The organism is Haloplanus ruber, assembly GCF_024494725.1.
In the GTDB taxonomy this organism is placed as follows: domain Archaea; phylum Halobacteriota; class Halobacteria; order Halobacteriales; family Haloferacaceae; genus Haloplanus; species Haloplanus ruber.
In genome coordinates, this window is the sequence record NZ_JANHDK010000001.1 from 1,420,263 (window position 1) to 1,432,669 (window position 12,407).

A 12,407-nucleotide genomic window follows, 5' to 3' on the forward strand; every position below is an offset into this window, starting at 1 on the left:
CCGACGCGAGAGAACGTCCGGTCCTACGGACTCAGACGCTGGCGGTCACGCGGGAAGAGGACGGCTTCGCGGATGTTGTCCAGATCCAGCATCGTCATCACCAGCCGTTCGACGCCGTAGGCCCACCCGGCGTGGGGCGGCATGCCATATTTGAACATCCGGGTGTAGTAGTCGAACTGCTCGGGGTCAAGTCCCTGCTGTTCGAAGCCCGCGACGAGTTCGTCGTAGCGGTGTTCGCGCTGACCACCCGAGACGAGTTCCATCCGCGGGTGCATCAGGTCAAAGCCCTTCGAGAGCTGTGGGTCGTCGTCGTAATCCTGGATGTAGAACGGCTTGATCTCGGAGGGCCAGTCGGTGACGAAGTAGTGGCCGCCCACGTCCACGCCGAGGGCCTTCTCGGCCTCGGTCGACAGGTCGTCGCCCCAGACCAGTTGTTCGTCGAGTTCACCCGTGGCGTTGACCCGTTCGATGGCCTCCTCGTAGGTGAGCCGCGGGAAGTCGTCGTCGGGGACCGCGAAGTCGTCGTAGCCCAGCAGTTCGAGTTCGTCGGCACAGTTCTCGGCGACACCCTCGTAGGCAGCCTTGAGCGTCCCCTCACAGACGTCCATCGCCTCGTGGTGATCGACGAAGGCCGACTCGAAGTCGATCATCGTCGCCTCGTTGAGGTGGCGGGGGGTGTTGTGTTCCTCGGCGCGGAAGATGGGACCGACCTCGAAGACGCGTTCGAGGCCGCTGCCGATCATCAGCTGTTTGAACAGCTGTGGCGACTGGTTCATGAACGCCTCCTGCCCGAAGTAGGTGATCGGGAACAGCTCCGTGCCGCCCTCCGTCCCGGTGGCGACGATTTTCGGGGTGTTGATCTCCGTGCTCCCGACCGAGCGGAAGTACTCCCGGACCGACCGCAGAATCTCGCTCCGGATCTCGAAGATGGCTTTCACCTCGGGCTTGCGGAGGTCGAGGGTGCGGTTGTCCAGCCGGGTCGGGAGTTCGGCGTCGACCTTCCCCGAGGGGTCGAGGGGTAGTTCGGGGTCGGCGTCGGCCAGCACATCGAGAGAGTCGGGGACCATCTCCAGGCCCGTCGGCGCTCGGGGTTCCTCCTCGACGGCGCCGGTGACGGTCACGACGCTCTCGCGGTGAACGCCCAGCCCCGTCTCGACGAGGGCTTCGTCCATCTCGTCTTTCTCGAATTTGATCTGGAGTTTGCCGGTGCGGTCCCGGAGGATCAGAAAGGCGATGCCACCCAGGTCGCGGATCTCGTGGACCCAGCCGGCGACAGTCGCCGTCTCGCCGGCGGCCACGTCGGCCGCGTGCGTTCGGTCTTCCATATCCACCTGTATCGGTCCCCGTACCTTAAACGCGACCGTTTCCTGTCACGCGACCTCAGCCGACGCGATACTCGCCGATCACCGCCTCGTCGAGCGAGACGCCGAGTCCCGGCTCCTCGGGGAGGGCGATCCGACCGTCGTCGAGCGCCGGCGGCGTCTCGAACAGCGCGTCGTAGACGGGGAAGTCGGTCGGGTCGAACTCCAACCACTCGCAGGCCGGCGAGGCCGCCATCACGTGCATCGTCGCCGCGAGGCCGACACCCGTGGTGAAACAGTGGGGGCTGACGACCGTCCCGTGGGCCGCCGCGAGCGCACAGACCTTCTTCGCCTCGGTGATGCCGCCACAGCGCATCACGTCGGGCATCGCGTAGTCGACGGCCTCCGCCTCGAACAGTTCCCGGAACCCCCACTTGGTGAATTCGTTTTCGCCGGCCGCGATGGGCACGGCGAGTTCCTCGCGCAGGGCTGCCAGCCCGTCAACGTCGTACGGCGTGAGCGGCTCCTCGTACCAGTAGACGTCGTAGTCTTCGAGCATCCGCCCGACGCGCCGGGCGTCCGGCCGGTCGTACCCGCAGTTCATGTCGACCATCAGCGCGGCGTCGCCGATGGCGTCCCGCATCGCCGCGACCCGCTCCTCGTCGGCGTCGATCCCCCGCCCCAGGTGGGTCTTGACGCCCGCGAACCCGCGGTCGACGTACGACGCCGCCCGCTCGGCCATCGTCTCGGGGTCCTGCCAGAACAGGTCGCTCGCGTACGGTTTGAGGGCGCCGCCGACGGGGCCGCCCAGGAGGCGATAGACGGGGACGTCGTGGTGTTTGCCCGCGATATCCCAGAGCGCGATGTCGACACCGCTCGCCGCCGACAACCCCTGCCCCTTCAGATCCTTGTACAGCGTGTCGGTTACCATCGACTCCCAGTGACGCTCGATATCGAGCGGATTCTCGCCGATCAGCCGCGGGGCGTACTTCTCCTCGACGATGCGCTCGACGATGTACGACTCCGGCCCGACGCCCTCGCCAACGCCCGTGATCCCCGCGTCCGTCTCGACGACGACGAAGGCTGCCCCGCGGGCCGACATCGACCGGCCACGCGAGACACCGAGCGGTCGCTCCAGCGGCACCTCGATCCGTTCGACCCGTACGTCGGTGATCTCCATGTGTCGTCGGTCGGGGGGACAGCCGGTAAAACCAGGGGGGCCAGCGAGGGTTCCGTATCGGTCCCGGGGCCACTCTGTCCGGATCGAAGCGGGCGGCCCAACCGCCGACCCATAGACTGAAGCGGTGCCTACCGACGTGGCCGGCGGATGCCGTGGTGAGTCACGTCGGGTCCGTGTCCTCGGCCGCCTTCGCGCCCTCGACCGTCTCGCGAACGGCGTCACAGCCCTCGTCGTGGAGGAGGTCACCGACGACGATGACGTCGGCGTACTGGCTCATCTCCTTGGCGGCGTCGTAGTCACCGATGCCGCCGCCGTAAAATAGGGTGGTATCGTCGAGCGCGTCGCTCGCGGCTTCGACCGTCTCGGGGTCGCCGAAGGTGCCCGAATACTCGATGTAGACGATCTCTTGGCCGAACAGCTTCTCCGCGACGGCGGCGTACGCGGCCACGTCGTCCGGCGACTGATCGCAGTCGGCGTCGGTGTACTCGGCGACGGAGGAGTCGGGATTGAGGACGATGTACGCCTCGGTGTGGGTACGACTCCAGTCGAGACCGTTCTCGATCCGAACCCACTCCTTGTGCGCGCCGGTGACCCAGAAGCTGTCGCCGGCGTTGAACACCGTCGGGATCAGGTAGCCGTCCAGCGCGTCGTCGTCGATGACGACCGCGGGATTCGACGGCTCCTGATAGAGCGGTACGCCGTACTTCGCGCAGGCGTCGACGACCGTCTCCATCTTCTCTTTGGTCATGCCCGTCGTCCCGCCAATCTCGATGGCGTCGGTTCCGGTGGCACAGACGTCCTCGAACGTCTCGCCCGCGACGAGGTCCTTGTCGGGGTCGACCTTGAGGACGTGGTCCCACTCGTCCCACGGCGTGGTCATTACAGGTGGCTACTCCGCGGAGACGATAAAAAGAGTCCGACTCGCGGCGGGGACGGTTGGGGGCCGTGAGGCTCGTGTCGGCGGTTGATCGCCCGCGGCGGGCGCCGTATCAGTCCGCGTCGGCCTGCCAGGTTCGAACTGTCTCTTCCCCGACACCGTCGATTTCGTCGGCTAGCGCGTCCGGTTCGGCGGACTTCAGGCCGTCGACGTCCTCGACGCCCGCAGCCTTCAGCTTCTCGGCGGTCTTCTCGCCGATGCCCTCGATGGCCTCCAGTTCCGTCCCCGCCTGTCGAGCCTGGTACTCCCGATAGTTACAGATGGGACAGCCCAAGTCCCACGGCTCGCGGTCCGAGTCCTCGTAGGTGATCCGCAACCCCGGCAGCCCGTGTTCCTCGCAGGTCTCCTCGACGCGTTCGACTTCGCCACGCCGGGGCATCGGGAGGGAGTACTCGCAGTCGGGGTAGCGCGTACAGCCGACGAGTCGACCGCCCGAGCGAAGCCGTTTGACCGCGAGTTCGCCGCCGTGGGCCTCGCCACACTCCGGGCACGCCCCGACGACCAGGTCGGATTCCTCGTCGGCCGCCTCCGCCGCACAGAGCGGGCAGCCGTGGACGAACGTCTTCCGGCCCGCGAGCATTTTCACGTCGTGGAGACCGTGTTCCCCACAGACGTCGTCAAGGAGGATTGGCTTGCCCGTCGAGGGGAGCGGGAGGGTATACTCGCAGTCGGGGTACCCGTCACAGCCGACAAAGTAGGAACCACCGCGGCTCCGCCGAATCACGAGGTCTGCGCCACACTCGGGACACGGGCCAACGGTCTTGTCCGCCTTCAGCGACTCGCGCAGGTGATCACCGAGTGCCTCCCGAGACTGTTCGAGGCGGTCGAACACGCGTTCGAGGATCGCCCGAGACTCGTCGGTTACGTCCGCGAGGTCGGCCTCGCCGCGGGCGATGGCCTGCATGTCCTCCTCCAGTCGGGCGGTCATCTCCTCGCTGACGATGCGATCCGCGAACTCCTCGGAGGCTTCGACGACCCCTCGTGCCAGCCGAGTCGGCCGCGGCGGGTCACCCTCGATGTACCCCCGGTCGTACAGCTTTTGAATCACGTCGTGTCGGGTCGCCTTCGTGCCGATCCCCATCTCCTCCATGGTCTCGATGAGACGGGACTGCCCGTACCGCCGCGGTGGCTGGGTCTGCTTGGCTTCGAGGCGCGTCTCGGTAACCGTGAGTTCCTCGCCCTCGGTGACGTCTGGGACGTAGTTCTCCGTCGTCGAGCGGTAGGGGTAGACGGCGTGGTACCCCGGATCGACGAGGCGCTTGCCGTTTGCTTTCAGACGCCGATCCGCGTCGGCGCCGTCGACGGCCGCGACGACGCGCAGGTGCTCCCAGGTCGCCGCGTCGGCAACGGTGGCGAGAAAGCGCCGCACGACGAGTTCGTACACCTCCCACTCATCCTCCGAGAGGTCGGACGGCGAGGGGAGTTCGTCGGTCGGGTGGATCGGCGGGTGGTCGGTCGTCTCCTCGTCACCGGCGGTCGGGGTGATGTCCTCGGCGTCGAGTAGGTCGGCGGCGTCGTCGCCGAACCGGGGGCCGGCCGACAGCGCGTCGAGTAGGTCCCGCGGGTCGAGGTCCTCGGGGTACACCGTGTTGTCCGTTCGGGGGTAGGTAACGTACCCTGCGGTGTAGAGATCCTCGGCGATGCTCATCGCTCGCTGGGCGGAGTAGCCGATCCCGCTCGCGGCGCGGATGAACTGCGTCGTGTTGAACGGCGCCGGCGGGTCGTCGGTTCGGGTGCGACGGCGCACCTCCTCGACAGTGGCGACGGCGGCCGCCGAGAGCGTCCGGTCGACCACCTCCGCCCGCTCGCCGTCCCAGACGCGTTCGGCCTCGTTGTCGTCGTCGTCGAGGTAGAAAAACTGCGCCTCGAAGGTTTCGTCGTCTTTCGCGAGGGCGGCGAACAGTTCCCAGTAGTCCTCGGGGTCGAAGGCGTCGATTTCACGCTCGCGGTCGACGATCAGCTTTAGCGTCGGTCCCTGAACCCGGCCGACCGAGATGAAGTCGTCGCCGAGTTGCCGGGCCGACAGCGAGAGAAAGCGTGTGAGCGAGGCGCCCCACATCAGGTCGATGATCTGTCGGGCCTCGCCCGCGGCCGCGAGGTTAAAGTCCAGGTCGTCGGGGTCGGCGAAGGCCTCGCGTACCTCGCGGTCGGTGATCGAGGAAAAGCGCACCCGGTCGACCGGCGCCTCCTCGTTGACGTCGCGGACGAGTTCGTACGCCTCCTTGCCGATGAGTTCACCCTCGCGGTCGTAGTCGGTCGCGATGTGGACGTGCGAGGCGTTGCGTGCCAGTCGCCGGAGCGCCGCGACGATGTTCTCCTGGGTCGGCCGCTTCTCGACGTCCGCGCTCACGAGTTCGACCGGCTCTACGTCGCGCCAGTCGCTGTACTCCGGGGGGAAGTCGACGCCGACGACGTGGCCCGAGAGGCCGATACACCGCTTGCCGCCCCACTTGTAGACGTTGACGCCGTTGACGCGGTCGCTCCCCGCGCTCCCGTCGCTCAGGATGTCTGCGATGCGACGGGCGGCATTGTCCTTCTCCGTAATGATCAGTTCGGGGCCGCGTTTCATCGCCGACTCGTAGGCCGACCACCCGCCTAAAGCTTTCGTGGCCACAATCGGCCGACTCCGACGGCGGGGCGCGTGCCCTCTGGCGGGAGTCGCCGCGCTTCGGGGCCGGTCGACGGATTCGGACGGGGTCCCGGACGTTCGGTGCTGGAGCGCCCTACTCGTCGAGACGCTCGCGAAGCAGTCCGTTGACCGTCCCGGGGTCGGCGCTCCCCCCGGTCTTGCTCATCACCTGCCCGACGAGGAAGTTGAGCGCGCCGCCCTCGCCGTCGTGGTAGTCCTCGACCGCGTCGGGGTTCTCCTCGATGGCCGCCTCGACGGCGGCGGCGACGGCGTCGTCGCCGGCCTTGCCCAGTCCCTCACGCTCGACCACCTCCTCCGGGGTGTGTCCCTCGTCGAGCATCGTCCGCAGGACAACCTCGCGGGCGTTTTTCTCCGTGATCTCGTCGGTGTCGACAAGTTCGATCAGCCGGGCAAACTCGTCGAGACGCCCCGAAACGTCCGTGATCGTCATATCGCGGTAGTTGAGTTCGCCCAGGAGGTCGTCGGCCACCCAGGTCGCCGCGAGACCGGCGTCGAATCGGTCGGCCACGTCCTCGAAGAAGTCGGCCACCTCCTTTGTCGAGGTGAGTTTGGCGGCTGCCTCCGCGTCGAGACCGTACGCCTCGCGGAAGCGCTCGCGGCGAGCGTCCGGGAGTTCGGGGATCGGAATGCGCTCCTTCCAGTCGGCCACCTGCAGAGGCGGGAGGTCGGCCTCGCGGAAGTAGCGGTAGTCTTTCTCCTCTTCCTTCGAGCGCATCGAGACGGTGATCCCGCGGCTCTCGTCCCAGTGGCGCGTCTCCTGTTCAATTTCGCGGCCGCGCTCGACGGCGTTTTTCTGACGGGTCACCTCGTAGGCCAGCGCCTTCTCTGCGCCCTTGTGACTGGAGATGTTCTTCACCTCGGTGCGGTTGGCCGCCTCGAGCGCCGCCTCGTCGACGCTCCCGTCGTCGGCCATCTCGTCTGCGGGCATCAAGGAGATGTTGGCGTCGATGCGGAGACTCCCGTCGCGGGAGGCGTCGAAGACGCCGAGATACTCCAGTACCTCCTCCAGTTTCGCGAGGAAGGCGCGCACCTCGCCCGGGCCGCGGAAGTCCGGTTCGGTGACGATCTCCATCAGGGGCGTCCCCGCGCGGTTGTAGTCGACGAGCGTGTGATCGGCCGTCTCGATGCTGCCGCCCTCGTGCTGGAGGCTACCGGGGTCCTCCTCCAAGTGGGCGCGGCCGATACCGATCTCTCGGCGGTCGTCCTCGACGCTCACTTCTAGGGCGCCGTCGGCACAGATCGGCGCGTCGTACTGCGTGATCTGGAAGTTCTTCGGGAGGTCAGGATAGTAGTAATTTTTGCGGTGGAAGCGGGTCTCCTCGGCGATATCGGCGTCGAGTGCCTTTCCCACCTTCACCGCCGCCTCGACTGCCGCCTCGTTGAGGACCGGGAGAGCACCCGGCAGCCCGAGACAGACGGGGCAGGTTCGGGTGTTCGGCGCCTCGTCGTCGGCCGACTCGGTCGAGCAGCCACAGAAGATCTTCGTGTCGGTTTCGAGCTGGACGTGAACCTCCAGCCCGATGACGACCGCGAGATCGCGTTGCTGGAGTGCCTGCGCAGTCATTGTGCGGGGTTGTACCGGCGGTGGCTAAAGGCTAACGGGACTCGGCGTCGTCGTCGGAGACGGGCACCCCGTCCGTCTCCCGGAGGATGAACGGCCCGATGGAGAGGGTGTGTTTCGTCACGGTGGCGATCCGGAGGATGTAGGCGAGCAAGACGAGGAAGGGCAACACCGCAACCGCCGAGGCGAACGCGACGAGCGGGACGACGCCAACCCGCGCGGCCAGGGGGCCGGTCGGATCGACGAAGGCGATCATACAGACCGCAAGGAGGAGGGCGGGAAGCGAGGCGACGAGGACGGCCCGCGAGAGGCCGATGAGCGCCCACTGGAAGTACAGCGTCTTGAAGTGCTCGCGGGCCGGGCCGAACAGTTCCAGGGTGTCGAGAAGCGCGTCGAGCGCGTCCATCGCGTCGGAATCGAGACCATCGGTCTCGGCGCGGAGACGCCGGGCCGCGAATATCTTCCACGAGTAGTTGAAATCGAGTGCCGCCGAGAGCACCCCAAACTCGCCGAACTGTGCGCCGTCGAGGTCGGCCGCGACGGCGTCGGCGTTGTCGATCAGACTCCCCGTGAGGTCGTCGACCGCCGCCCACGCCGCGTGGTCCTCGTCGACTGCGTCACGGATCGTCCGCGCGTGGCGCTCACACGCGTGGACGAGCGCTTCGAGGAACTGCGCCGGGCGGGCAGGGCTGACCGGCGCCCCGATGCGGTCGGCGGCGTCGGTCCGAAAGTCGAGAGCGCCGGCCATCCGCTCGCGCTGGTCGCCAACCGCTCCGAGTTCCTGTGAGAGCACCAGTTGGTTGAGCGTCAACACCAGCGTGACACCGGTGATGGTGGCGGCGAGAAAGCCCTGGAACAGGGTGCCGATGGCGTCGCCGTCACGGAGCTTCGCGGCGGCGTCGGGGAGAAGCGTCCCCACGGCGAGCAGCGCCACGAACGTCACGACAAAGAGCCCGGCGACGACGAGACGGCGGTCGGCCTCCAACAAGAGCCAGAGCCTCGCTCGCCCCTCGTCGGCGCGGGCGCGCAACGTGTCCTCGGGTAGGTCGCTCCCATCGCCCGCGTCCCCGTCGGCCATGGTACCGATGGGAGCGGCCGCCGCAAAAAACCGCGGCCACCGGCCGGCGTTTTCACCCGTGAAAACCGGCGCGTGACTTTGTAGTTTGGCGGGGTCCGACACCGGGTGATGGACGGACGCGGAATCTCGCCGCTGGTGGGGACGGTGCTCGTCGTCGTCATCACCCTGTTGTTGGCGTCGATGTTCGCCGCCGGCGCCACCGAGCTGGCCAGCCTCGGCACCGAACGCGAGCTAGTGACGGACCTGACCGAGAAAAGCGAGGACGACTACCGGCCGGAACTCGTGTGGGCGCGCGACGACGGTGCGGACGAGACCACCACACACGTCGTGAACTACACTATCGCCACCGGCTCCGCCACCGCGGGCAACTCCCTGAACAGCGTCGTCGTCGAGTATCCGGACGGAACCGTGGACGTCTCCGGCGTGGACGAACGGAGCAAGATCACGACTGTCGGCATCGACGAGGACCGGGACGGGACCATCGAGGTGGACGCGACCGGCGACGTGGAGTGCTGTCCACCCAGCGACGGGGTGAAAGTCTCCGACGGCGGGAACACGCTCACGGTCGAACTGTCGGGAAACTACGACCTAGAGGAAGGGGATGCACTCATCGTCGAGTACGAGTCCGTCGACAACCCCGCCGCGGGTGATCACGCCGTCACCGTCGGCGTCAACGGCGACGTGTCCGATTCGGGGACGCTGGAGGTCGCGGCCGACTGATCCCGGCCGCAGCTATACGGTCCCGGCCCACCCAAACGGACGTATGGACTTCGAAGCGCCACCCGAACACGCGCTGATCCGCTCGACCGCAAGCGACATCGCCGAGGAGTACGGGCCGGAGTACTGGCGCGAACGCGAGCAGGCAGGGGAGTTCGCCGCCGACTTCTGGGACGAACTCGGCGACGCGGGCTTTCACGGCCTGCTGATCCCCGAGGAGTACGGCGGTGCCGACATGGGGTTACAGGAGATGGGGCTGGCGATGGAGACGCTGTGTGCCGAGGGCTGTGGAATGGCTGGCACCTGGTATCTGGTCGTTACCGCGGGTATGGCCGCCGTCGCACTCCGGGAGTCGGGGACCGAGGCACAGAAGGAGACGTACCTGCCCGACATCGCGGCGGGCGACCGGATCTTCTCGTTTGCGATCACCGAACCCGAAGCGGGGACGAACACGCTGAACGTCGGCACCCGTGCCGACCGCGACGGCGACGGGTTCGTCCTGAACGGCAAGAAGGCGTGGATCACCTTCGCCGACCGCGCCGACGATATGATCCTCGTCACGCGGACGACGCCCAAGGAGGAGGTGGCGACGCCCACGCAGGGACTCACCCTCTTTCTCGTCGACATGGACGATCCGGGCATCGAGGTGTCGCCCATCGAGAAGCACGCGATCAACTACTCCAAGTCGTGTGAGGTGTTTATCGAGGACGTCCGCGTGCCGGCCGAGGCGGCGCTGGGCGAGGTAGACGAGGGGTGGTGGCACCTAGTGAAGACGCTCAACCCCGAGCGGGTCGGGTTCGCCGCCGCCGCGACCGGAATCGCCGAACTCGCGGCGTCGAAAGCCGTCGACTACGCCAACGAGCGCGAGGTGTTCGACGCACCCATCGGCACCCATCAGGCCGTCTCGTTTCCCATCACGGAGGCTTACACGGGCGTCGAGACGGCACGGTTGATGCGACAGAAAGCGGCGTGGCTGTTCGACCAGGGCGAGGACTGTGGCTACGAGGCAAACGTCGCGAAGGCGGCGGCGGTGGAGGCGGGGATCGACGCCGTCTACCACGCCATGCAGGCCTTCGGCGGATGGGGGTACGCGACGGAGTACGACATCGAGCGGTGGTGGCGCGAGATCAACCTCACTCGCCTCGCCCCCGTCACCCAGCAGATGGCGTACAACCACATCGCGACGGAGATGGGCTTCCCGAGGTCGTACTGAGATGGACGTCCGCGTCGCCGGAACGACGGCGGAGGAGGCGGAAGCCATCGCCCGCGCGCTCGCGGCCCGGTTCGGCCAGCGGGTCCGCGTGTTCGCCAAGCGTGGCGACGACGACCCGGTCGCCGAGAGTGATCCACCCGACGGGACGGGGAAGCGAGACGACACGGCAGGGCTGACCGACCGCGAGGCGGCCCTGTGGGCAGAGATCGAGGATATCCACGAGGGAGGGCCGGCGGAGTACCGCGAGCGACAGCGCGAGGCGGGAAAGCTGTTCGTCCGCGACCGTCTCGACCTGTGGTTCCCCGACGGACTCACCTTCGAGGACGGCACGTTCGCCAACTTCGACGCGTGGCACCCGTCGGCGCCGGACGAGGAGAGCGAGGGCGGCGACCGTCTCCCGGCGGACGGCCTCATCACCGGCGCCGCCACCTTCGAGGGGCGGGCGGTCCACTTCATGGCCAACGACTACACGGTCAAGGCGGGGTCGATGGCCGAGAAGGGCGTCGAGAAGTTCCTCCGGATGCAAGAGCGGGCGCTCAAGACCGGGCGCCCGGTGCTCTATCTGATGGACTCTTCGGGTGGCCGGATCGACCAACAGACCGGCTTTTTCGCCAACCGCGAGGGGATCGGGAAGTTCTACTACAACCACTCGCGGCTCTCGGGGGCGGTGCCGCAGATCTGTGTGCTGTACGGCCCCTGTATCGCCGGCGCCGCCTACACCCCCGTCTTCGCCGATTTCACCGTCATGGTCGAGGGGTCGGCGATGGCCATCGCCTCGCCGCGCATGGTCGAGATGGTCACCGGCGAGGAGATCAGCATGGACGACTTGGGTGGGCCCGCCGTCCACGCCACGGAGTCGGGAAGCGCGGACCTCGTCGCGGCCGACGAGGAGGAAGCCCGCAGACTCGTGGCGCGCCTGCTCTCCTATCTGCCCGACAACGCCGACGCCGATCCGCCACGGACCGAGGGACAGGCCCCGGCGGCGTCGCCGGCCGGGATCGATTCCGTGGTCCCGGAGGCGCCGCGCGAGGCCTACGACGTTCGGGATCTGCTCGATCACCTCGTCGACGAGGGGTCGGTCTTGGAGCTGAAACCGGAGTATGGCGCCGAGATCGTCACCGCCTTCGCCCGCCTCGACGGCCGGCCGGTCGGCGTGGTCGCCAATCAACCGGCAAAACGGGCAGGAGCCATCTTCCCCGACGCCGCCGAGAAGGCCGCCGAGTTCGTCTGGACCTGCGACGCCTACGGGATACCCCTCTGCTATCTCTGTGACACACCCGGGTTCATGGCTGGGTCGGGCGTCGAGAAGGAGGGGATTCTAGAAGCGGGCAAGAAGATGATCTACGCCACCTCGGCGGCGACGGTTCCAAAGCAGTGTGTGGTGGTGCGAAAGGCCTACGGCGCGGGGATCTACGCCATGTCGGGGCCGGCGTACGACACCGAGTCCACGCTGGCGCTCCCCGGCGCCGAAATCGGGATCATGGGACCGGAGGCGGCGATCAACGCCGTCTACGCCCGCAGACTCGCCGACATCGACGACCCCGAGAAGCGAGAACGCCGCGAGGCGGAACTCCGGGAGGCGTACCGCGAGGGCATCGACGTCCACCGGATGGCCAGCGAGGTGGTGATCGACGAACTCGTGCCGCCGAGTACGCTCCGCGAGGAGTTGGTCGGCCGCCTCACGTTCTACGAGACGGTCGAGAAAGAACGCCCGACGAAGAAACACGGGACGGTCCTGTAACGTCGAGGGTCGCACGGGACCACCGCTTT

General features: G+C 67.4%; 9 protein-coding genes. 3 read left to right on the top strand and 6 right to left on the bottom strand.

Features of this window, described 5'->3' with window-relative positions; genetic code table 11:
* Nucleotides 1-23 precede the first annotated feature (23 nt).
* The 6 genes from aspS to NO878_RS07550 form a co-directional block, all read right to left on the bottom strand.
* Nucleotides 24-1,325, bottom strand: coding sequence for an aspartate--tRNA(Asn) ligase (gene aspS / locus NO878_RS07525; protein WP_256405343.1), 1,302 nt, complete (start codon nt 1,323-1,325; stop codon nt 24-26).
* Nucleotides 1,326-1,380: 55 nt separating this feature from the next.
* Nucleotides 1,381-2,481, bottom strand: coding sequence for a mandelate racemase/muconate lactonizing enzyme family protein (locus NO878_RS07530; RefSeq protein WP_256405344.1), 1,101 nt, complete (start codon nt 2,479-2,481; stop codon nt 1,381-1,383).
* Nucleotides 2,482-2,641: 160 nt separating this feature from the next.
* Nucleotides 2,642-3,361 carry a phosphoglycerol geranylgeranyltransferase gene (locus tag NO878_RS07535; protein WP_256405345.1) on the bottom strand — a complete coding sequence of 240 codons (720 nt, stop codon included), beginning with the start codon at nt 3,359-3,361 and terminating at the stop codon, nt 2,642-2,644.
* A 109-nt stretch (nt 3,362-3,470) separates the two neighbouring features.
* Entirely contained in the window at nt 3,471-5,987 is a 2,517-nt protein-coding gene (locus NO878_RS07540; RefSeq protein WP_256405346.1) for a DNA topoisomerase I, read from the bottom strand.
* Nucleotides 5,988-6,141: 154 nt separating this feature from the next.
* Nucleotides 6,142-7,632 (bottom strand): Asp-tRNA(Asn)/Glu-tRNA(Gln) amidotransferase subunit GatB, encoded by a 1,491-nt coding sequence (gene gatB / locus NO878_RS07545; RefSeq protein ID WP_256405347.1) that lies wholly within the window; start codon nt 7,630-7,632, stop codon nt 6,142-6,144.
* Nucleotides 7,633-7,663: 31 nt separating this feature from the next.
* Nucleotides 7,664-8,707: a DUF7972 family membrane protein gene (locus tag NO878_RS07550; RefSeq protein WP_256405348.1), complete on the bottom strand. Its 1,044-nt coding sequence runs from the start codon at nt 8,705-8,707 to the stop codon at nt 7,664-7,666.
* A gap of 108 nt (nt 8,708-8,815) precedes the next feature.
* Here NO878_RS07550 and NO878_RS07555 point away from each other — a divergent pair, with 108 nt between their 5' ends.
* The 3 genes from NO878_RS07555 to NO878_RS07565 are packed head-to-tail and all read left to right on the top strand — an operon-like array spanning nt 8,816 to nt 12,378.
* Nucleotides 8,816-9,427, top strand: a complete 612-nt coding sequence (locus NO878_RS07555) for a type IV pilin domain-containing protein (RefSeq protein WP_256405349.1) — start codon at nt 8,816-8,818, stop codon at nt 9,425-9,427.
* A gap of 43 nt (nt 9,428-9,470) precedes the next feature.
* Nucleotides 9,471-10,637 (top strand): acyl-CoA dehydrogenase family protein, encoded by a 1,167-nt coding sequence (locus NO878_RS07560; protein ID WP_256405350.1) that lies wholly within the window; start codon nt 9,471-9,473, stop codon nt 10,635-10,637.
* Nucleotide 10,638: 1 nt separating this feature from the next.
* Nucleotides 10,639-12,378, top strand: coding sequence for an acyl-CoA carboxylase subunit beta (locus tag NO878_RS07565; RefSeq protein WP_256405351.1), 1,740 nt, complete (start codon nt 10,639-10,641; stop codon nt 12,376-12,378).
* The last annotated feature ends 29 nt before the right edge of the window (nt 12,379-12,407 follow it).